Below are 21,866 nucleotides of genomic sequence, written 5' to 3' on the forward strand. Positions count from 1 at the left end.
TTCTGTGACAAACCGTACAATGTAACAACTTGTAAGCCACTCAATTTGATGAAGTTTTTATGACAGAGGTAGGTAAAAAGGCTGCAGCTTAATCCACTCGCAGCCTTAGGGGGCGCAATGACGACACGGACGCCGTCACGCGATCGACAGTGTCACCCTACTCCAATGCAGAGAAGGTCGATATTGTGGCCGGCCCAGCAATACTGTAGGTCAGAGCCACTTCGTCACAGGCGTGAAAACGCGGACAGATTTCACAATCTTTCATCACTTTCTCTGGCAGTTGCGATTTTGACACTGGGGTAAAGCCTAATTGGGTGAAAAATTCTGGCACTCGGGTGAGGACAAAGACTTGCTCAATCGCCATTTGCTTGGCTTTTTTAATCAAGTGCATCATCAACGCCGTGCCGTGTCCTTGGCGCTGCCAGCCCGCTTCTACGCCTAACGAGCGAATCTCTGCCAATCCTGAGTCGTAAATATACAGCGAGCCGCAGCCGGTCAAATCGCCTTGATGCTCTGAGACCGCAAATAGGCCAATATTGCGCACCAGTTCATGACGATCACGGGGTAAGTTCTCCCCCAATTTTGCCCAATACACCACCATGCCTTCGATGGTATCGAGGTCAGTGAGCCTTGCCGAGCGCACCGTGACTTTGGGGGTAAAGCGCTTATCTAAACGCTTTTGCGCCTCTTGAATGGCAAAGCTGACCTGTTCAGGTGCCACCCCACCCAGCGCCCGACGTTGGGCCAAGCAGGATTCAATCGTGAGCATCGCATACACATCGTCTTCAATCACCGGTGAGAATTGCTGCAAGGTGGCAAGCGGCAGCGCTTCTAATGCACAACCTTGCTCAATGGCGGATACCACCGCCACGCCCACAATATGGTGTGCTTCACGGAACGGGATCCCTTTACTCACCAAATAATCGGCCAGCTCGGTGGCATTGGCATGACCTTGCTGCGCCGCTTGCAAGGTTTTATCTTTATGGATGGTAATGCCTTCAAAGCACAGGGCAGCCATGTCCAAACAATCGTGCCAAGTGTCCATGGCATCGAAGAGTCCTTCTTTGTCTTCTTGCATGTCCTTGTTGTAGGCCAGCGGCAAGGCTTTCACTGTCATCATCATCGCCGACAAGGTGCCATACACACGGCCAGTTCTGCCGCGGATAAGCTCTAACGCATCGGGGTTTTTCTTTTGTGGCATCAACGAGGAGCCTGAGGTGACGGTATCCGCCAATTCAATAAAGCCCGATTCACCCGAGTTGTAGAAGATCATGTCTTCGGCCATCCGTGAGAGATGCAACATCGACATGGATGCGGCGGACATCATCTCCATCACATGATCGCGGTCCGAGACCGAATCCAAACTATTACGGGTGGCCCGTTTAAATCCCAGATTTTGTGCCAAGGCATCGCGGTCAATTGGATACGCGGTGCCTGCCAGCGCCCCCGATCCGAGTGGGCAGGTATCCAAGCGACTGAGCGCATCTTGCAAACGCGTGGTATCACGCTCAAACATCTCCAGATAGGCCAGACACCAATGGGCAAAGGTCACCGGTTGTGCACGCTGCAAGTGGGTGTAGCCAGGCAGCACGGTACCATGGTGCTGACCCGCCACATCCACCAGCTGCTGCTGAAGCTTGTCGAGAGACAGTAAGATTTGCTGGCCTTGCTGGCGACACCAGAGCTTGAGATCCGTGGCAACCTGATCGTTACGCGAGCGTCCGGTATGCAGCTTTTTGCCCAAATCCCCGACTTTCTCGATCAGTTGCTGCTCAACCCAGCTGTGAATGTCTTCGGCCTCTGAGCGTAAGATTTGCTTCGGGTTTTCCATCACCGACAGCTTGAGCTCATTAAGCGCGAGCTCCAATTGCTGTTGCTCGTCTTCACTCAGCACGCCCACTGAACGCAAGGCTTTCGACCAAGCAATGGAGCCCACAATGTCTTGCTCTGCTAGGCGATAGTCAAAGCGCAGCGAATCATTAAACGCTTGAAACCGTTTGTCTGCTGCTTGACTAAAGCGTCCGCCCCATAATGCCATGCTGTCTCTCCTTACTGCTCACGATGCTTTTTTAATTAGGATTGTTTTTGTTTGTTCAGTGTCCGAATCCGGCTCGACAGCGAATACAAACGGATAAAGCCTTCGGCGTGGCTGTGATCGTAGACATCATCATCCCCAAAGGTGGCAAAGTCTTCCGAGTACAAGCTATTGGTCGAGCGCTTTTGTACCACCGCCGCTTGCCCTTTATAGAGCTTGATTACCACCTCGCCCGTTACCGGCGCGGCGAGGGAATTGGCCGCGGCAACAATCGACTGACAAAGTGGCGTAAACCAACGCCCATCATAAATTAGGTGAGACGCTTTTAAACCGAGCTCCTCACGGAACTGATAACTCTCTTTATCCAATACTAATTGTTCAACACCGCGCAGCGCTTCCATGATGATGGTGCCACCTGGGGTTTCATAGCAGCCGCGGGATTTCATCCCCACCAAACGGTTCTCAACGATATCAATCCGTCCCACGCCATGTTCGGCACCTTTATCGTTCAGCAGCGTCAGCACGTCATAAGGCGACATGGATTCACCATCGACCGAGACCACTTCCCCGCTTTGTACCCCTAAAGTGACAAATTCGGGCGTATTGGGCGCGTCTTCTGGTGCGACGGTCCATACCCAGCAGTCTTGGTTAGCCGCGGTCCAGGTATCTTCCAGCACTCCGCCTTCGGTCGAAACGTGCCAAGCATTGGCATCACGTGAATAGATTTTCTCAAGGCTCGCTGTACAAGGAATATCACGGGCGGCCAAGTAGTCGAGTAAGGCTTCACGACTGGTGAGATCCCACTCACGCCAAGGTGCAATCACTTTAAGCTGCGGCGCCAGCGCGGAGAAGGTGCTCTCAAAACGAACTTGGTCGTTCCCCTTTCCGGTACAGCCGTGGCAAAGTGCATCCGCTCCAACTTCAAGGGCGCACTCGACCTGCGCTTTGGCAATGATCGGACGCGCCATCGAGGTGCCCAGAAGATACTTGCCTTCATACACCGCACCGGTTTTCAGGCTGGGGTAAATATAATCCGCCACCATTTCGTGTTTCAGATCGGCGATAAAACATTGCGATGCCCCGGAGGCGAGCGCTTTTTGCTCAATGCCTTCTAGCTCTTGTTCGCCTTGACCGACGTCGGCGACAAAGGCGACGACTTCACAGTCATAGTTTTCTTTTAGCCATGGAATGATGGCCGAGGTATCCAATCCACCCGAATAGGCCAGTACCACTTTGTTGATTTTGCTCATCTTGCTCTCCTTAAATCCTGAAATGACGGTTTGCGTCGCGTCGTTATACGTTTTATTAACTGGCGCTAAACCGGGTGCCGATTTGCTGGCCATCGAATAATTGCGTGAGTTTTTCTGGGTAACGCCAGGTGGCAATCTCCACCGGTTTACCTAGCTCGCGGGCGGCGGCAAACGCCGCGTTAACCTTGACCACCATGCCATCGGTGATCACGCCTTTTTCTATCAGGTGTTGCGCATCCAGCTCGGTCAGGCAAGGCAGTAAATGGCCTTTGCCATCTAACACACCACTGACATCCGACAGCAGCACTAGCTCCGCCCCGAGGGTGGTTGCCACCGCCACCGCCGCTTGGTCGGCATTAACGTTCATCAGTTCCCCTTGGTCACTGATACCAATCGAGCTAATAATCGGCACACAATCCGCGGCCAGTACCGCCTGCAGCAGGCTAGGATCACCGGCGCTGGCCTCGCCCACCGCCCCCAGATCAGGGTCCAGTTGGCTGACCTGACACAAGCCACCATCGGCCAAGCTCAAGCCACAGCTTTTAATCTTCGCCTTACGCGCCTCAGCTAACAGTAGCTTATTGGCCGTCCCGGCTAAGGCACCGGTGACATAATCAATCTGGTCAGCCGGCGTGATCCGTAATCCTTGTTTTTTCACACTGGTGAGGGCGAGCTTTTTCAGCAGATCATCAACCAAGTAGCCGCCACCGTGCACCAGCACTAGCGGACGCTCAGCCTCACTGCGATAGGTGTTTATTGCGCCGAAAACCTTGGCGAGAGTCTCGCTGCAGCTCAGTGCCGCGCCGCCTAATTTAATCACTAATGGCGTTTTCATCCGTTTCTCCTAGACAATCGCTGTGGTTTCGGCAAAGCCAAACTTAAGGTTTAAACATTGCACGGCTTGGCTGGCCGCGCCTTTCAGTAAGTTATCAATCGCACTGGTAAGGATCAGATGCCCATGCGCGGCCTGATAGCCTATGTCGCAAAAGCCGGTGTATTGCACCGCTTGTAGCTTGGCCACCTCACCGGCAGGAAGTACCCGTACCAGCGGCGCATCTTGGTAAGTCTGGGTCAGTGCCTGCCCCACCTCCGCCTCACTAACACCTGGCGCTAATTTGGCGGTAATGGTGGCAAGAATACCGCGTTTGTAACTGCCAAGGTGCGGGGTAAAAATCACTGGTGTATCAAGGTGCGCAGCAATCTCTGGCTGATGACGGTGAGAAAACACCCCGTAAGCATGCAAGCTCACTTCGCAAAAACTGTTGGTCAGGCTCGCTTTGCGCCCCGCGCCCGTCACGCCGCTGGTGGCATTGATCACCGGCCACATTTGTTTATCCAACAAGCCTGCATCCAGCACAGGTTTGAGCGCTAATTGGCTGGCGGTCGGGTAACATCCCGGCACGGCGACCAGCTGCGCTGCAGATAATGCTTCCTGTTGCCACTCCGCCAAGCCATACACGGCTTGCGCCAGCCATGCCGGTGACTGGTGCGAAAAGCCGTAATTGGTAGGATAAAAATCAGCTTGATTGACCCGATACGCCCCCGACAAATCAAACACCACGCAACCTTGAGCCAGAAAAGTCGGCGCCAAGTCATGACTAACCGCATGCGCAGTGGCTAAAAACACCACATCGGCTTGCTTGGCCACATCCTGTGGCGAGGTCAAAGGCATCAGTGGCATATCCACTACACCACGCAATTGGCCGTGCAACGCGCTCACGGGGAGGTTGGCGTCTTCACTGCCTGCCGAGACATATAAACCGGCCAAGTGCAGTTGCGGATGGCGATGGACAAGGGCGACAAGCTCGGCTCCTGTGTAGCCACTGGCACCGACAATAATGGTGTTACGTGTCATGGGTGTCTCTCTTTATGGGTGTTTACGGTGTGCTGCGGGGCAGCAGAGTATCGAGGGCGTAGCCAATAGCCACGCAAGGCAGGCTAGCGTCGTCGAGCAGAAAGGGCGTTGTGTTTGGTGGCGAGTGGCATCATGGGTCAACTCTCAAAAATATTTTTATTCATAAATAGTGAATGGTTATTTTTTATCGTATTCCCGTTTAGCCGTCAAGCCCTAAAAGCGTAAAAAGTCACTTTTAGTGTCTATTCATTCATATTAGAGCAGAAATTCCATTTAACCATGCAAATAACATAGTCGTCATTAACCGCGACATCACGATATCGCAGGCGCAGAGACGCTCTCTGGAAGTTGGCAAGCATGAAAGCTGAAACTTTTTTTCATCTTTTGGGGTGGCTCTATGATAAGCATCAAATCCGATGGCCAGTTTTCGCGCTAACTTGCGGTAAAGTTGACCCGATCGCGCAATATTCGCTAGATTGGTTCTTTACAGTCACAGTAGGATGTAACTTTGTTACAGAATGGATACGCTATGAACGAAAAGTACTCTGCCTTAAAAAGCAATGTCAGTATGCTTGGCCGTCTGCTGGGTAACACCATCCAAGATGCCCATGGTCCAGCACTCTTAGAAAAAGTTGAGGAAATTCGTCAGCTCTCAAAATCGGCTGCCGATGGCAATCAGGACGATCATGCTAAGCTGAAAACCGTGCTGCAAAACTTGCCGGCTGACCAACTGCTTCCGGTCGCCCGCGCCTTTAGCCAATTTTTGAATCTGACTAATATCGCCGAGCAATATCACACCGTCTCGCGTCAATGCGACGCGTTGGAGTGCAGCCCGGACGCTATTGACGATTTACTCCGCCGTGTCAGCCAAGGTGAAATAAATGCCAATGACGCGCAAAAAGCGATCGCCGATTTAAAAATTGAGTTAGTCCTGACCGCCCACCCGACCGAAATCGCGCGCCGTACCACCATTCATAACTTGGTGCAGATTAATAAATGCTTATCGAAATTAGAGCTCAGTGAACATTTGGGTGCCGGTGAGCGCGCCAAAACCGAGAAACGTCTCGAGCAGTTGATCGCCCAAGCGTGGCACACCGATGTGATCCGCCAAGAGCGACCAACCCCGCTTGATGAAGCCAAGTGGGGCTTTGCGGTGATTGAAAATTCACTGTGGCAAGCAGTGCCCGCATTTTTACGTCAATTTGATCAGCAGCTTGAGAATCACCTCGACATCAACTTGCCTATTGATGCCAAGCCGGTACAGATCTCCTCGTGGATGGGTGGCGATCGCGACGGTAACCCGTATGTCACCAGCGAGGTTACCCGTGAAGTCATGCTGTTATCACGCTGGAAAGCCGCAGATTTGTACTTGCGTGATGTGCAAGATTTGATCAGTGAACTGTCAATGACACAGTGTGATGACACAGTGCGTGAAATGGCCGGCGAGGCGCACGAGCCGTATCGCGCCATCCTCAAAACCATGCGCAGCCAGCTAACTCACACCTTAAGCTATTTGGACGCCAAACTGAAAGGCGAACGCGCCTCATCACAAGGGATCCTGACCGACACCCAGCAATTGTGGCAACCATTACTGGCGTGTTACCAGTCTCTCCATCAATGTGGCATGGGCATTATTGCCGACGGCAAGTTGCTTGACTTGCTCCGCTGCGTGCAATGCTTTGGCGTGCATCTGATCAAGCTCGATATTCGCCAAGAAAGTACCCGTCATGCCGATGTGCTCTCAGAAGTGACCCGTTATTTGGGGATGGGCGACTACGCCCAATGGAGCGAGCAAGACAAGCAAGCCTTCTTAACCCGCGAGCTGGCCTCTAAGCGTCCGCTACTGCCACGTGATTGGTCACCGTCGCCTGAGGTACAAGAAGTGATCGATACCTGCAAGGTGATCGCCGAACAGCCGCGCGAAGCCTTGGGCGCCTATGTGATTTCGATGGCTCGCACCGCCTCCGACGTGTTGGCCGTGCATTTATTGCTAAAAGAAGCTGGCTGTCCATTCCGTATGGACGTGTGCCCGTTATTCGAAACCTTGGACGATCTGAACAATGCCGAGGCAGTGATTGGTGAGCTACTGGCCATTGATTGGTACCGTGGCTTTACCCAGAACGTTCAAATGGTGATGATCGGTTACTCGGACTCAGCCAAAGATGCTGGAGTGATGGCCGCGGGTTGGGCGCAATACCGCGCCATGGAAGCCTTGGTCAATTTGTGTGATGAACAAGGGGTTAATCTCACCCTTTTCCATGGCCGCGGCGGGACAGTTGGCCGCGGCGGCGCCCCTGCACATGCGGCCCTGCTCTCACAACCTCCTCGCAGTTTGAAAGGTGGCCTACGCGTGACCGAGCAAGGGGAGATGATCCGCTTTAAATTGGGGCTGCCTGGTGTCGCAGTCAACAGCTTAAACCTGTATACCAGCGCCATTTTAGAAGCGAACTTGCTGCCACCACCTGAGCCTAAGCAGGAGTGGCGACAGCTGATGGACACCTTGAGTGATATCTCTTGCCAGGCCTACCGTGATGTGGTGCGTGGCCATGAGCAATTTGTGCCTTACTTCCGCTCCACCACCCCTGAGCTTGAATTAGGCAAACTACCGCTGGGATCGCGCCCTTCTAAGCGTAACCCGAACGGCGGTGTCGAAAGCTTGCGCGCGATTCCTTGGATTTTCGCGTGGAGTCAAAACCGCTTATTGCTGCCGGCTTGGTTGGGGGCTGGACAAGCGATTGACCACGCTATTTCAAAAGGCCACAAAGCACAGCTGGAAGAAATGTGTCGTGAGTGGCCGTTTTTCTCAACCCGCCTCGGCATGCTAGAAATGGTGTTTACCAAAACCAACCTAGACATTGCCAAGTACTATGATCAGCGTTTGGTCGACGAAAGCCTCTGGCCGTTGGGTGAATCCTTGCGAGATCAGTTGCGCCAAGATATTCAGGTGGTGTTAGCGGTAGAAAACAGCGATAACCTGATGGAGCAAAACCCGTGGGGTGCCGAAGCCATCCGCTTGCGTAACATTTATGTTGAGCCGTTAAACATGCTGCAAGCAGAGCTATTACACCGTACACGGCAATCGGAACAAGGGGATCAATCGCTCGACGATGCCTTGATGATTTCCATCGCGGGGATTGCCGCGGGGCTGCGCAATACCGGTTAGTCCTTGATAGTCGAGCCGTACCCTTGGGTGCGGCTTTTTTGTCTTGGCACATGAACGACGCTGAGGAAATCCTGACCACAGACTTTTTTATGCAAAGCCGCAGCTAATGCTTGCTGTTGCATTGATAATATTATTACTATTGAAGGTCGCACTGACGCGACCCTACAACGCAAAGGAATTGCCATGAAAGACGAAACCCTCTCGATTCATCACGGCTACCAGACCGACCCCACCACCAAATCGGTGGCAACGCCTATCTATCAAACCGTCGCTTACGAGTTTGATAATGCCCAACACGGCGCTGATCTGTTCAATCTCGATGTGCCAGGCAATATCTACTCACGGATCATGAACCCGACCAACGACGTGTTGGAACAACGGGTGGCGGCATTAGAGGGGGGTATTGCGGGACTGTGTGTCAGTGCCGGGGCGGCCGCCATCACCTATGCGATTCAAACCCTCGCCAAAGCCGGTGATAACATCGTCGCGACCCCACAGCTTTACGGCGGTACTTACACCTTGTTTGCCCACATGCTCCCCGAGCAAGGCATTGAGGTCCGTTTTGCTACGAGTGACGACGCCAGTGCGATTGAAGCGCTGATTGATGACAACACCAAAGCGGTGTATTGCGAGTCGATTGGCAACCCCGCTGGCAATATCGCGGATATACCCGGTTTTGCCAACGTCGCACACGCGCATGGGGTGCCTTTGGTGGTCGACAATACCGTGGCCACACCCGTTTTGTGCAAACCCATTGAGCATGGTGCCGATATCGTGGTGCACTCACTCACCAAATACATTGGCGGCCATGGCACCACCCTCGGCGGCATGATTGTCGATGGTGGCACCTTTGATTGGCTGGCGCATCAAGCGCGCTTCCCGCAATTCTCGCAGCCCGAACCGGCCTATCACGGCGTGGTCTACAGTGACACCTTCGGTCCGGCGGCGTTTATTGCGCGTGCTCGCACGGTGCCACTGCGTAACAGCGGCGCGGCACTCTCACCGATGAACGCGTTTATGTTGATGCAAGGATTAGAAACCTTGAGCCTGCGTATGGAGCGTCATTGTGAGAATGCCCAAGCGGTGGCGAACTATCTTGCCCGTCACCCTGCCGTCGCGTGGGTGAACTATGCCGGTCTTGAAAATCACTCGCATCATGCGCGCGCCCAATCCCTCATTCGCGGTGGACTGCCCGCGTCACTGCTGTCATTCGGCTTAAAAGGCGGCTTTGATGAAGGGGTGATGTTTTATGATGCGCTGAATCTGTTTAAACGATTGGTGAATATCGGGGATGCTAAGTCATTGGCATGTCATCCCGCCTCGACCACCCATCGCCAATTGAACGAACAAGAGCAAGCGAAAGCCGGGGTGACGCCAGAGATGATCCGTCTTTGTGTCGGCATTGAGCATCTCGATGACATCATTGCCGACTTAGAACAGGCATTGGCGGCGGTGAAATAGCCCAAAGAAGGCTAATCGTCCCCCATGCTAAACAATCGTTGTACAATAAAACTGTGGATATAAGAGATGTCACTCCCCCATGTAATACTGACAGTGCTGAGCAATTGCGAAGCCACGGGTTATGATATTACCAAGGCGTTTTCCACCAGCATCAGTAATGTGTGGAAAGCCAGCCATCAGCAGGTATATCGTGAACTGAATAAACTCGCCGAGCGAGGGGCTGTCACTTACCGACTTGAGCCGCAAGTCGGTAAGCCTGATAGAAAGGTCTATGCCATCACACCTGTTGGAACTGAGGTGCTTGAAGCGTGGTTTATTCAAGCCCCCAAGTTAGCCCCACCACGTGACGAGTATGTCGCCAGGTTACTCAGCTGTGATGTGCTCGACCCAGCGCCCATGCTCGACCATGTTAATAACTTGATTGTCGAGTCTCAGCAGCTGCTTAATCATTACACCCTGCTTGAGCAGCGTGAATACAGCCAAGGTGCCCGGCTCACATCACAACAACGTTTAATGCGCCTCGCACTGCGACGCAGCATCCATCAACGTCGTGCATGGATGGCATGGGCTGAGGAAGTACGCGACGAGCTAACCCTGCTGGCCGCCAGCGCCTAAGCGTTACAACAAACACAACACGTAACCCAATGCGCCCCGTCTCATCGGGGCGTATTTTTTTAGGGGGCAACCGCGAGCGGACGAACGCCTAAGGTATGACACAGTGCGTAGGTCAATTCAGCACGGTTGAGAGTATAAAAGTGAAAATCTTTCACGCCTTCGCGGCTTAGCACCCGCACCATATCAAGCGCAATGGACGCGCCCACCATCTGGCGCGTGACAGGATCATCTTCCAACCCTTGATACTGCTTGTGCATCCACTGTGGTACACGCACATGGGTCATTTTGGCAAAACGCGACGCCTGCTTAAAGTTAGACACGGGCAAAATCCCAGGCACAATCTCAACATCAATGCCGGCGGCGACGCAGCGATCACGAAAGCGTAGATAGCTTTCAACATCGAAGAAAAACTGGGTGATCGCCCGGCTGGCACCGGCATCCACTTTACGTTTGAGGTTAATTAAATCCGCTTGCGCGCTTTTCGCTTCAGGATGCACCTCAGGATAAGCAGCGACGGAAATATCAAAGTCATGCTCTTCTTTTAGCAGGCGCACCAAGTCCGAGGCATACATATCCGGCTTTTTCTCCGGTGACGGCAAATCCCCGCGCAATGCTACAATGTCCCGAATGCCATTCTGCCAATAGTCGCGGGCAATATGACGAAGTTCGTCTTCGCTGGCATCAATACAGGTTAAATGCGGCGCCGCGGCGATACCGGTCTGATCATGAATACTTTTCACGATGTCATGGGTGCGATCGCGCTCACCCGAATTGGCACCATAAGTCACCGACATAAACTTAGGTTTGAGCGCTTTTAAGCGATGTACTGAGTTCCAAAGGGTTTCTTCCATACTTGGGGTGCTGGGAGGAAAAAACTCAAATGAGACATTAATATCACCGTCTAAGTCGGCAATGTTTTGATTAAGTGCATCAATGTGGCCTGCATGCGTGTAGCTCATATCCTCTCCCTGACACCGAACGACGCGGTTAATAATGCCTGTGTCTGCTGTGTTTTCATTTATACGTTTAGACGTCCATATGTCTAAATGTTGTCGTTATACGGCTAAAATGTCAACGATTTCGTCCATGAAAAAAAATCATGGTGTTATGAAGATAGGCAAAACAGGCATAAATACCTGCTTTTAGGCATAAAAAAGCTGCCTAACCAACGTTAGGCAGCTTTAAACGGCGTAATGTCGTCTCTCAGTGAAGCCGCCCAATCAAACGGTTAATGTCGGATTGAATCGCTCCAGCCGTGACATCACGGCCTGCACCGGGACCTCGGATCACCAAGGGGTTTTCACGGTACCATTGGCTTTCTATGGCAAAAACGTTATCACAAGGCAATAAGTGTGCAAGCGGGTGCTCACTCGGCAGCGTTTCTAGGCTGACATTGGCTCTACCATTAGCATCTAAACGTGCCACATAACGCAACACAGCACGATCTTGCTTAGCTTTTTCCAGTCGTTCTTGTAAACATTGATCCATCTGGTACGCGTTATCAAGAAAGGCGTCTAGAGACAGTGACTGAAGCGCCTTAGGCACCAATGACTCTACTTTTACCTGCTCCGGCTCCAAAGGCATCCCTGCCTCTCGCGCCAAGATCACCAGTTTACGCACGACATCGGCACCAGACAGGTCATCACGCGGATCAGGCTCGGTTAAGCCTTGCTGCCAAGCTTGCTCGAGTAACGCACTGAAAGGCACCTCACCGGTAAATTGTAAAAATAGCCACGATAAAGTCCCGGAGAAAATACCGGACAAGGCTAAGATAGTGTCACCGCTTTCACGCAAGTCTTGAACCGCATAATTCACCGGTAAGCCCGCTCCCACGGTCGCGTTGTATAGCCAGTGACGCCCCGTTTTGGCGAAGGCGTGTTGAATCGCATAATATTGCTCTGCCGGCGCCGCACCCGCTTCCTTATTCGCGGAAATAAGGTGAAAACCGTGCTCCGCCAAACGGGGGTACAGCTCCGCCAATGAGACACTGGCCGTTACATCAAGGATCACGACGTCATCATATGGATGATTGAGTAATCGTGTTAACCACTCATCGTTAAAATAGGGGGCTCCGTTCTCGTCAAAATCATCCCGCACCTGAACTGGATCGATGCCCGCAAAGTCCAACCATTGGTTGCGGCTATCCACCACCGAAATCAGCGACACTTCTTTGCCATGGCGTTTTTCTAATTGCGCTTTTTGCTCGGCAAACAGGCTGAGCCAGCGCGCACCGATATTACCTTTACCCACTAACACCAAGCCAATACGACGTTGCGCTTGGAATAAGGCATCATGCAAGCTGGCCACCAGCGCCTCCGTTTGCACTTCACGCAAAATCGCCACCATACTCAAGCCAGACGCAGACTCACTGATAAATTCGACAGGCTGCGACTTCAGCTGTTGATAGAAACCGTGACAATGCACTGGGTTATTGACCACACCCGCCCCCACCGCAGCCACCATGGTAAAGCCTTCCCGCAATTTCAATTCGGCGGATAAACCGGTATCTTGGATCTGAGCCATCACTAAGGCGACAACCTCAGCAGTAAACGCAAGCAAAATACGGTACTGATCATCTTGATAATCCGTCGCCAGTGGCTGCACCTTAAGTTGAGACAATATCCGGCTGAGTTCTTGTTTAATCGCCTGAAAGTCTTGTCCTTTGGCAACGTCAAACTGCAACAAGCAGACGTCATCCAAGGACGTGATAATTTTGGCTCCACGCCCGGTGGCTAGCACACGCTCTATATGGGTAGATCCACTGTCTGGGGCCTGAGTACAGCGTAATGTCAGGTCTGTTGCACTTTGTGCCACTGGTTGTAAAGTTCGGCTGTGAAGGACTGGCGCGGCAAGGCGGGCTAACTCTCCCGCTTCATCAAGACGAATTAAGGGCAACAGGCAGGCGTTCTCCACATGCCGTGGATCAGCGCTGTACACCCCAGCAACATCACTCCAAATGGTCACACGACTCACGCCTGCGAGCGCCCCCAGAACGGTCGCCGAATAATCAGAGCCATTGCGCCCTAACAGCACCGTCTCTCCCGCTTGGTTTTGTGCCATAAAGCCGGTGATCACCACGTGGGTATGGCCATGTTGTGACAGCTGGCTTTGCAGCAAAGGCCAAGAGGCACCGCGATCCACTTCTGGCTGAGCCGCACGCTCGGCGCGTAAACACTGACGTGAATCTAACATCACCGCGGCACGTCGGTACTGATTCAGTAGCTGGGCTAACAAACGCGCAGACCAGACCTCCCCAAAGCCTTGCACGTAGGCTTTGCTGCTCTCGCTCACGCCGTTATCCCCCAGCGAGGCGATGGTGGCAATATCTGCATATAGCGCATCCACCAGCTGTTGCTTTTGCTCACCATCTATCAAATTCTCAATCAGGTCTTGCTGGAACGTACGCACACCTTGCAAGGTCTCGTGCGCAACACGCCCATCTTTACCTAACTGCGTCAGCCACATGATCAGCTGATTGGTGGTTTTACCCGCGGCAGACACCACAATGAGGTCTTGCGGGCTCGCATGCGCGATCAATACATCGACCACGCGACGATAGCAATCTGGGCTCGCTAAACTGCTCCCACCAAATTTATGCAATTGGCGTTGTGACTCGGGGGACGTCTCCGTCGGTTGCACGTGCATGACAAGGTCTCTCTTGATCTCAATAAATATCAGTAAAGCAAAGTGCGACGCTAAGTGGTTGTTAAAACGACAGGTGCACTTCATCAGCTAAATGGGCAAAGGCCTGAGCCAAATCAGTGACGAGATCCTCAGCATCTTCCAGCCCGATAGAAAAACGTAGCAAGGTTGGAACAATACCCGCTTCCGCCTGTGCTGCATCACTCATTGCACGATGCGTCATCGAGCCAGGGTGCGTCACTAAACTTTCAACGCCTCCCAAAGACTCAGCCAATGCAAATAAGGATAAGCCCTCAATAAATCGCGCCAAGCCTGCTTGGTCAGTCTCCAGCTCGAGACTCAGCATGCTACCAAACCCCGCTTGCTGGCGTGCCGCAATGGCATGGCCAGGGTGAGACGTCAAACCGGGATAGTATATTTTCCGTACCGCCGGCACCGTTTGTAGATAGCGAAGCACTGCTTCAGTATTTTGCTGGTGTTGTTTAACCCGCGCGCCCAATGTGCGCAAGCCTCTTAATGTCATATAACTGTCAAATGCATTGCCTGTGGCCCCTAAACAATTCCCCCACCATGCTAACGTGTCGGCAAGTTCTTGGGTGCCAGCAATCACAGCACCGCCCACGATATCCGAATGACCATTGATAAACTTAGTGGTGGAATGCACTACCATATCGGCGCCAAGCGAAAAGGGCTTTTGCAATGCCGGCGATAAAAACGTGTTATCCACGACGACCCAGGCGCCCACTTTATGGGCTTTTTGACATATTTCCGCGATATCGACCACGCGTAGTAGTGGGTTCGATGGGGTCTCCACCAGCACCAGCTTTGGCTGCTCAGCCAGGGCGCTATCCAAGGCATTATTATCCGATTGATCGACAAAACTCACCTGCCAAATCCCTTGTTTAGCACGTGATTCCAGCAATCGGTAGGTGCCGCCATAACAGTCATGTGGTGCCACAACCTTGTCGCCAGCATTCAACAGGGACAGCACCAAGTTTATCGCCGACATGCCGCAGTTGGTCACCACCGCCCCCGCGCCCCCTTCTAAATCGGTCAACGCCTGCTCTAATTGTGCACGTGTTGGGTTCCCACCCCGTGCATAATCGTAGGTCGGCACATCACCAAACGCGGGAAAGCGGTAATTGGTCGACAAGTACAAAGGCGGCACCACCGCATGATGTTGCGTGTCGGTGCCAATGCCTGTTCTCACGGCAATGGTATCGGTTTTTTTACGTGTCATGCTCCATCCTTGCTATTCTGAGGTGGGTGATCTCACCGTCATCATCCCACCTTACCTTGCACTTTTTGGGACGTCAACACTTCTAGACGTCTATACTCCTTTGCATGTGGCGGTTAATATAGCTAAAATCTCCGCAGCATCATTCTGGGTATTCCATAATCAAGATAGGTGAGACATGGCGCAGTGGAACGGCGATTACATTAATCCGTATGCCGAACATGGTAAAAAGAAAGAGCAGGTAAAGAAAATCACCGTCTCTATTCCATTAAAAGTACTAAAAATTCTGACTGACGAGCGTACTCGCCGTCAGGTTCATAACCTGCGTCACGCGACCAACAGTGAGCTGTTATGTGAGGCATTTTTGCATGCTTATACCGGTCAGCCTCTGCCAACCGATGACGATATCCGCAAGGATAAACCCGACAGCATTCCCGCCGAAGCGCGTCGGATCATGGAAGAGCTTGGTATTGAGTTCGACGATAGCGAATACTAAAAAAACCCGCCAATCGGCGGGTTTTTTTATTGTTTTCGGCATCAGTCGGCCTACTCACTCGGCTTTATAACATGTAGTTTTCTGGCATTTCGATACGAGCCACGCCAGTTTCAACTGCAGCCAACGCCACGGCTCTTGCTACCTTGGGCAATAAGCGCGCATCCATTGGCTTAGGGATGATGTAATCCGGCCCAAAGCTCAGTGAAGACAAGCCAGCCGCCTCCAACACCGTTTGTGGCACAGGCTCTTTCGCCAGGCTACGTATCGCATCGACGGCGGCCAGCTTCATGGCATCATTGATTTCACTGGCACGGACATCCAATGCACCACGGAAAATAAACGGGAAACACAGCACGTTGTTGACCTGGTTCGGATAGTCAGAACGTCCAGTCCCTATGATCAAGTCGTCACGCACCTGATGCGCAATGTCAGGATTGATTTCTGGATCTGGGTTTGAGCAAGCAAAGACGATGGGCTTGTCTGCCATGAGCTTAAGTGCATCAGGCGACAACAGATCAGGGCCAGACACACCAACAAACATGTCTGCGCCCTCAATCACCTCTTCGAGGGTGCGTTTATCGGTGTTATTGGCAAACAGCTGCTTATACTTATTGATGTCGTCACGACGCGTGTGAATCACACCTTTACGATCCAGCATGTAGATTTTTTCACGTTGGGCACCGCATTTGATCAATAACTCCATACAGGCCACGGCAGCAGCACCCGCGCCTAAACAGACGACGGTGGCCTCGCGAATATCTTTGCCTTGTAGCTCGAGCGCGTTAAGCATGCCAGCAGCGGTGACGATGGCAGTACCGTGTTGGTCATCGTGGAACACCGGCACTTCGCAACGCTCAATCAATTGCTTTTCAATTTCAAAACAGTCTGGGGCTTTGATATCTTCGAGGTTGATTCCGCCAAAGGTATCGGCAATATTGGCAACGGTATCGACAAACTCATCGATGGTGCGGTGTTTCACTTCAATGTCAATCGAGTCCAAACCTGCGAAACGTTTGAACAATAATGCTTTACCTTCCATGACGGGCTTAGAAGCCATAGGGCCTAAATTGCCTAGTCCCAAAATCGCGGTGCCGTTTGAGATCACCGCGACCATGTTACCTTTACCCGTGTACCGGTAGACGGCATCCGCATCTTGGGCTATCTCGCGCACTGGCTCGGCAACACCTGGGCTGTACGCCAAGGCCAGATCCGCCGCTGAATCGGCAGGCTTGCTCAATTCAACAGAAATTTTTCCGGGAGTAGGGTATGCATGATAATCCAGCGCTTGCTGGCGTTTATCGTCCGACATGTCGTATTCCTAGTTATTATCGTGAAGGGATAACCAATATCGACAGGGAAGTGTCACCGATATTAGCCAAACACTCTACAAACCACACAGGGAAGGTTTGTATAAGAGAAAAGATGGTAACGCAGGGAGCAAACGTCCACCAGTCTTAACCCCCTATTCGCGACGATGCTCGGACCTGTTACCCGAACACCAGAACGGTACGATCAAAAAAAGGGACGCGAATGCGTCCCTTCTCTGTATTCGGTCAATAGCGGCTTATTTTTTGCTGCTAAGGGCACCGAAACGTTTCTTAAAGCGGTCAACACGGCCACCGGTATCAAGGATACGCTGCTTACCAGTGTAGAATGGGTGACACTTGTCACACACGTCTAGGTTGATATCTTTACCTAGGGTGGTGCTGAACGCGAATTCGTTACCGCATGAGCATTTAGCATTAACGGCTTTGTACTCTGGATGGATACCAGCTTTCATAGGGATAACCTCATTTTAAAGGCCGTGTCGCTCTCCCGATCCTAAGCCGGGCACCACACGTCGTTAACAAACATTTTCTAAGGCGCGCAATTCTAATCAAGCGACCTCGATTTCGCAACTTTTTTGTGCAATCAAAAGAGCCCCTCACCCTGTAACAACGCTTTGCCAACCCAAGGCGAACCGTTACACTGGCATTCCTTACTGGTCAATAAGATGTTGTGATGGAATCATTTGCTCAGGTGGCCTTACCGGTCCCATTGGCGAAAACCTTTGATTACCGAATTGCTGACGAGCAACGTCCCGTTATCGGTGGACGCGTAAAAGTCCCTTTTGGTCGCCAGCACAAAGTTGGCATTGTCATGGGCCTGTCCTCAACCGCCAGTGTCGAGGCCAACCAGCTCAAAGCAATTGATACCGTCCTGGATACTCAACCGGTCTGGAGCCCTGGCGTGTATAACCTACTCCAGTGGGCCAGTCGCTTTTACCACCATCCTCTTGGCGATGCGATGGGAGCGGTAATGCCTACCCTACTTCGTAAAGGGCGCCCAGCGACATTGCAGCAACAAAAATGGTGGCAAATCACCGAAGCAGGACAAAACCAACCCCTATCAGGCCTGAGCCGTGCGCCCAAACAAGCCCGGGTATTGCAACTGCTCACTCACGGCCCTACCACTCATGCCGATTTAATCGAACAAGACATTGGCGCGCCGGTGCTAAAAACCGTGGCAGAGAAAGGCTGGATCGCGCCCTACTCGCCTCCAGTGCAGGCGAACGGCTGGGTGCGCGACTTTGCCGTGACCGAAGAAAAACCGACCTTAAATCACGAGCAAGCGATGGCCGTTGCCACCATCAATGCCAGCGATGGTTTTGCCTGCTCATTATTAGAAGGGATCACCGGCTCAGGTAAAACCGAGGTATATCTCAATGTACTAGAACCGGTGCTCGCGCGAGGCCAACAAGCGTTAATTCTGGTACCAGAAATCGGCCTTACGCCGCAAACCATTCGCCGCTTTGAACGCCGCTTTCATGTCCCAGTGGCCGTAATGCATTCTGGGCTCAATGACACCGACCGACTCAAAGCATGGCTTGATGCTCGAGAAAACCAAGCTGCGATCGTGATAGGGACACGCTCTGCCCTTTTCACCCCGATAGCTCATCTAGGCATGATCATTATCGATGAAGAACATGATCCGTCTTATAAACAGCAAGATAGCTTCCGCTATCATGCGCGTGATCTGGCGGTCATGCGGGGTCATGAAGAACAGGTTCCGGTGATTTTGGGCTCGGCAACGCCGTCGCTGGAAAGCTTACACAATGCAAAGACCGGCAAATACCAGTACCTTAAACTCACTCAACGTCCTGGTAACGCGGTCACCGCTCGGCAAGGCATACTCGATATAAAAGGTCATCACCTCGAAGCCGGCTTGTCTGCCCCACTGATTGCCGAAATGCGTCAGCACCTGCAACAAGGCAATCAAGTGATGTTGTTTTTAAATCGCCGCGGTTATGCCCCTGCCATGATGTGTCATGAATGTGGTTGGCTGGCTAATTGTCAGCGTTGTGACGCTTACTACACGCTCCACCAGCAGCATCAGGAGTTGCGCTGTCACCACTGCGGTCACCAAAAACGTATTCCCCATCAATGTGGTGACTGTGGCTCAACCCAGCTTATCAGTGTAGGGGTCGGCACCGAGCAACTCGAAAGCCAATTGGGGACACTGTTTCCAGAGTACAGCACCGTACGCATTGACCGCGACAATACCCGTCGTAAAGGCAGCTTAGAAAGCTACTTGGCCGACATTGAAAAGGGTGAGTATCAAATATTACTCGGCACTCAGATGCTCGCCAAAGGCCACCACTTTCCCAACGTCACCCTCGTCGCTTTAGTCGATGTTGACGGCGCGCTATTCAGCAATGACTTCCGTGCCCCAGAACGTTTAGCCCAACTGATGGTGCAAGTCGCCGGTCGAGCTGGACGCGCCAGCAAACCAGGGACGGTGCTATTACAAACTCACCATCCCGAGCATAGTCTGATCCAATCGCTGGTTCATCAGGGCTATCAAGCCTTTGCAGAATCAGCCCTCACTGAACGTCGCCAAGCTTGGCTTCCACCTTATACGTTCCTGAGTTTATTCCGTGCCGAAGGTCACGAAGAAGACAGTGTGCAACAATTTCTACAACAAATTCGCCAAACGCTCGCCGCCTCTCCGATCCAACAGGATGAGAGCCATATTATGGGCCCTATGCCTGCAGCAATGGCCAAACGGGCAGGCCGCTATCGCTGGCAACTGTTGATCCAGGCACCAAGTAGAAAAGTCATGCAACAGTGGCTAGCCGTCGCCCTTCCCGCGATCCATCAGTTACCACTGTCACGTAAGGTTCGTTGGTCGCTAGATGTCGAACCGCAAGACCTTTCTTAACATTCCCTTGCAGTAAAGCGACACTAGTCACACTTTCATTGCAATAAGTGTTAGCTTGTCCGTATTTAAATGGGGCAAGGCTAGGTAGAATAAGGCCGCGATTGGCTAAGAAAACAGGTCAGATGAGCTAATAACTGTTTGATCTAACAATATAGATAACAAGAGGACTGTCATTATGGCGACAATGAAGGACGTTGCCCACATTGCCGGTGTATCCACAGCAACCGTATCGCGCGCGCTGATGAACCCAGAAAAGGTCTCAGCCACGACCCGTAAAAAGGTCGAGCATGCTGTGGTAGAAGCCGGCTACTCCCCCAACTCACTCGCACGCAATTTGCGCCGTAATGAGTCAAAAACGATCGTCGCTATCGTACCAGATATTTGCGACCCCTATTTTAGTGAAATCATTCGCGGCATTGAAGAAGCCGCAATGGAACACGGTTACCTTGTCTTATTAGGTGACAGCGCACAGCAACATCACCGCGAAAATTCGTTTGTGAATTTGGTCTTTACCAAACAAGCTGACGGCATGCTATTGCTAGGGTCTGATGTGCCTTTTGATGTCAGCAAGCCGGAACAAAAGAACTTGCCACCACTGGTGATGGCCTGTGAATACGCACCTGATCTCGAGTTACCGACCGTTCATATCGACAACCTCACTGCGGCGTTTGAGGCAGTCAATTACCTGACACAAGTCGGCCATACTCGCATTGCCAACATCACTGGGCTGCCAGAGACGGCGCTGACGCAATTCCGCTCACAAGGCTACCAACAAGCATTACACCGTGCTGGCATCACCATCAATCCCGCCTATAGCGTGGTCGGTGATTTTAGTTTTGCATCTGGGGCGAGAGCGATGACCAGCTTATTATCACTCCCCGAACCCCCTACAGCCGTGTTCTGTCATTGCGATGTGATGGCGGTCGGTGCCATGCAACAAGCCAAACGCTTGGGGATGCGCGTTCCGCAAGATATCTCTATCGTTGGCTTTGATGATATTCAATTCGCAGAATATTGCGATCCACCACTGACCACCGTTTCCCAACCTCGCTACGACATTGGCCGCCAAGCCATGTTGATGCTACTCAACACCTTACAAGGACGAGAAGTGAATGCCGGATCGCGGCTATTAGATGCCAAATTAGTGATCCGTGAGAGCGTCGCTCCACCGTCTCGCTAGTAAGACTGGTCAGCACGGGCCGAAGCCAGTAACATGACCACTTTACTGGCTTCTTGATTTGATTATTTGCTGTGGCAACTCGTGATTACGTTAAACGTGGCAAAGCACCACGTAAAAAAAATACCCGTCGCCAACCCACGAAGGGCCGCACTGGGCTCCCATTAAAATGGGCGCTACTTGCAGTCGTACTGGTGGGGGCTTTCGGTTATGGCCTCTATTTGCTAAGCAAAACAGAGGCACCCACGCCTGAACCAACGCCCACCACGAAAGCCAAACCAGCGAGGCAAAACCAAGGCGAGAGTCTACCGAAAAAGCCTGAAGAAAAGTGGAGCTATATCGAAGAGCTGGAAAGTAAGAAAGTGGAGGTCAAAGCCAAAGCGCTGCCGCAGTCGACCCGTCCTTATTTGATGCAATGTGGCGCCTACCGGAGCCAAGGACAGGCAAACGAGCGCAAAGCAACGATCGCGTTTCAAGGCCTAGAAAGCCAAATAAAGGTCAGTCAAGGGGAAAAAGGCACTTGGCACCGTGTGGTATTAGGCCCTTATCCACGTAAGCGACAAGCTGAGCGTGATCGCAACATGCTACGTCGTGCGGGCATTGAACCTTGTGCTATCTGGTATTGGGAATAACGGTTAGTAAACATATCGATAACGAGGCCAAGAGCACAGCTCTTGGCTCATCCTCGCCTTGAAATCACGCCCCTCCCCTTGAAAAACCAGCGTAAAAGCCCAA

Annotated in this window: 16 protein-coding genes; 7 read left to right on the top strand and 9 right to left on the bottom strand. The window is 52.2% G+C overall.

The annotated features are described in order from the left end of the window. Positions 1 to 157: 157 nt before the first annotated feature. From argH to argC, 4 genes are read right to left on the bottom strand one after another with little or no spacing between them, the layout of a single operon-like run. Positions 158 to 2,038 carry an argininosuccinate lyase gene (gene argH / locus BUQ98_RS09980; RefSeq protein ID WP_074213711.1) on the bottom strand — a complete coding sequence of 627 codons (1,881 nt, stop codon included), beginning with the start codon at positions 2,036 to 2,038 and terminating at the stop codon, positions 158 to 160. Between the two features lie 35 nt (positions 2,039 to 2,073). Continuing rightward, the gene (locus BUQ98_RS09985; protein ID WP_074213712.1) at positions 2,074 to 3,285 is read right to left on the bottom strand and encodes an argininosuccinate synthase; all 1,212 of its coding nucleotides are present in this window, start codon (positions 3,283 to 3,285) and stop codon (positions 2,074 to 2,076) included. A gap of 55 nt (positions 3,286 to 3,340) precedes the next feature. After that, the gene (argB, locus tag BUQ98_RS09990) at positions 3,341 to 4,120 is read right to left on the bottom strand and encodes an acetylglutamate kinase (protein ID WP_074213713.1); all 780 of its coding nucleotides are present in this window, start codon (positions 4,118 to 4,120) and stop codon (positions 3,341 to 3,343) included. A 9-nt stretch (positions 4,121 to 4,129) separates the two neighbouring features. Continuing rightward, entirely contained in the window at positions 4,130 to 5,140 is a 1,011-nt protein-coding gene (gene argC, locus BUQ98_RS09995; RefSeq protein ID WP_074213714.1) for an N-acetyl-gamma-glutamyl-phosphate reductase, read from the bottom strand. Between the two features lie 529 nt (positions 5,141 to 5,669). Between argC and ppc the strand changes: the two genes are divergently transcribed. The 3 genes from ppc (at position 5,670) to BUQ98_RS10010 (ending at position 10,379) form a co-directional block, all read left to right on the top strand. Further along, positions 5,670 to 8,303 carry a phosphoenolpyruvate carboxylase gene (gene ppc / locus BUQ98_RS10000; RefSeq protein WP_074213715.1) on the top strand — a complete coding sequence of 878 codons (2,634 nt, stop codon included), beginning with the start codon at positions 5,670 to 5,672 and terminating at the stop codon, positions 8,301 to 8,303. Between the two features lie 183 nt (positions 8,304 to 8,486). Continuing rightward, positions 8,487 to 9,764, top strand: coding sequence for an O-acetylhomoserine aminocarboxypropyltransferase/cysteine synthase family protein (locus tag BUQ98_RS10005; RefSeq protein WP_074213716.1), 1,278 nt, complete (start codon positions 8,487 to 8,489; stop codon positions 9,762 to 9,764). A 66-nt stretch (positions 9,765 to 9,830) separates the two neighbouring features. Further along, positions 9,831 to 10,379, top strand: a complete 549-nt coding sequence (locus tag BUQ98_RS10010; RefSeq protein ID WP_074213717.1) for a PadR family transcriptional regulator — start codon at positions 9,831 to 9,833, stop codon at positions 10,377 to 10,379. 59 nt (positions 10,380 to 10,438) lie between these two features. Here BUQ98_RS10010 and metF read toward each other — a convergent pair whose 3' ends face one another. The 3 genes from metF to metB all read right to left on the bottom strand — a co-directional run bounded on the left by metF (position 10,439) and on the right by metB (position 15,261). Next, on the bottom strand, positions 10,439 to 11,338 hold the full coding sequence (gene metF / locus BUQ98_RS10015) for a methylenetetrahydrofolate reductase (protein WP_074213718.1): 900 nt from the start codon (positions 11,336 to 11,338) through the stop codon (positions 10,439 to 10,441). 244 nt (positions 11,339 to 11,582) lie between these two features. Further along, entirely contained in the window at positions 11,583 to 14,024 is a 2,442-nt protein-coding gene (locus BUQ98_RS10020) for a bifunctional aspartate kinase/homoserine dehydrogenase II (RefSeq protein ID WP_074213719.1), read from the bottom strand. A 61-nt stretch (positions 14,025 to 14,085) separates the two neighbouring features. Next, positions 14,086 to 15,261 (bottom strand): cystathionine gamma-synthase, encoded by a 1,176-nt coding sequence (gene metB / locus BUQ98_RS10025; RefSeq protein WP_074213720.1) that lies wholly within the window; start codon positions 15,259 to 15,261, stop codon positions 14,086 to 14,088. Between the two features lie 175 nt (positions 15,262 to 15,436). Here metB and metJ point away from each other — a divergent pair, with 175 nt between their 5' ends. After that, positions 15,437 to 15,754 (top strand): met regulon transcriptional regulator MetJ, encoded by a 318-nt coding sequence (gene metJ / locus BUQ98_RS10030; RefSeq protein WP_025673335.1) that lies wholly within the window; start codon positions 15,437 to 15,439, stop codon positions 15,752 to 15,754. A gap of 64 nt (positions 15,755 to 15,818) precedes the next feature. Here the strand turns inward: metJ and BUQ98_RS10035 are convergent, their stop codons facing one another. Both BUQ98_RS10035 and rpmE read right to left on the bottom strand, forming a co-directional pair. Further along, complete coding sequence (locus tag BUQ98_RS10035) at positions 15,819 to 17,063, bottom strand: malic enzyme-like NAD(P)-binding protein (protein ID WP_074213721.1); 1,245 nt, start codon at positions 17,061 to 17,063, stop codon at positions 15,819 to 15,821. Positions 17,064 to 17,318: 255 nt separating this feature from the next. Continuing rightward, positions 17,319 to 17,534, bottom strand: coding sequence for a 50S ribosomal protein L31 (gene rpmE, locus BUQ98_RS10040; RefSeq protein WP_074213722.1), 216 nt, complete (start codon positions 17,532 to 17,534; stop codon positions 17,319 to 17,321). A 218-nt stretch (positions 17,535 to 17,752) separates the two neighbouring features. On the opposite strand from rpmE, the gene priA reads away from it, so the two are divergent. The 3 genes from priA (at position 17,753) to BUQ98_RS10055 (ending at position 21,763) form a co-directional block, all read left to right on the top strand. Then, a complete protein-coding gene (gene priA, locus BUQ98_RS10045; protein ID WP_074213723.1) occupies positions 17,753 to 19,954 on the top strand; it encodes a primosomal protein N' in 2,202 nt (733 codons plus the stop codon). Positions 19,955 to 20,105: 151 nt separating this feature from the next. Beyond that, positions 20,106 to 21,134, top strand: coding sequence for a DNA-binding transcriptional regulator CytR (gene cytR, locus BUQ98_RS10050; protein WP_256359497.1), 1,029 nt, complete (start codon positions 20,106 to 20,108; stop codon positions 21,132 to 21,134). Between the two features lie 71 nt (positions 21,135 to 21,205). Continuing rightward, the gene (locus BUQ98_RS10055; protein ID WP_074213725.1) at positions 21,206 to 21,763 is read left to right on the top strand and encodes an SPOR domain-containing protein; all 558 of its coding nucleotides are present in this window, start codon (positions 21,206 to 21,208) and stop codon (positions 21,761 to 21,763) included. Positions 21,764 to 21,866 lie beyond the last annotated feature (103 nt).

The organism is Salinivibrio sp. ES.052 (genome assembly GCF_900141775.1).
GTDB lineage: Bacteria > Pseudomonadota > Gammaproteobacteria > Enterobacterales > Vibrionaceae > Salinivibrio.

Coding starts and splice junctions, on each gene's coding strand:
- BUQ98_RS10010 (WP_074213717.1), top strand. CDS start 9,831: ATGTCACTCCCCCATGTAATACTGACAGTGCTGAGCAATTGCGAAGCC.
- BUQ98_RS10005 (WP_074213716.1), top strand. CDS start 8,487: ATGAAAGACGAAACCCTCTCGATTCATCACGGCTACCAGACCGACCCC.
- metF (WP_074213718.1), bottom strand. CDS start 11,338: ATGAGCTACACGCATGCAGGCCACATTGATGCACTTAATCAAAACATT.
- BUQ98_RS10020 (WP_074213719.1), bottom strand. CDS start 14,024: ATGCACGTGCAACCGACGGAGACGTCCCCCGAGTCACAACGCCAATTG.
- ppc (WP_074213715.1), top strand. CDS start 5,670: ATGAACGAAAAGTACTCTGCCTTAAAAAGCAATGTCAGTATGCTTGGC.
- argB (WP_074213713.1), bottom strand. CDS start 4,120: ATGAAAACGCCATTAGTGATTAAATTAGGCGGCGCGGCACTGAGCTGC.
- rpmE (WP_074213722.1), bottom strand. CDS start 17,534: ATGAAAGCTGGTATCCATCCAGAGTACAAAGCCGTTAATGCTAAATGC.
- BUQ98_RS09985 (WP_074213712.1), bottom strand. CDS start 3,285: ATGAGCAAAATCAACAAAGTGGTACTGGCCTATTCGGGTGGATTGGAT.
- argC (WP_074213714.1), bottom strand. CDS start 5,140: ATGACACGTAACACCATTATTGTCGGTGCCAGTGGCTACACAGGAGCC.
- BUQ98_RS10035 (WP_074213721.1), bottom strand. CDS start 17,063: ATGTCGGACGATAAACGCCAGCAAGCGCTGGATTATCATGCATACCCT.
- metB (WP_074213720.1), bottom strand. CDS start 15,261: ATGACACGTAAAAAAACCGATACCATTGCCGTGAGAACAGGCATTGGC.
- argH (WP_074213711.1), bottom strand. CDS start 2,038: ATGGCATTATGGGGCGGACGCTTTAGTCAAGCAGCAGACAAACGGTTT.
- metJ (WP_025673335.1), top strand. CDS start 15,437: ATGGCGCAGTGGAACGGCGATTACATTAATCCGTATGCCGAACATGGT.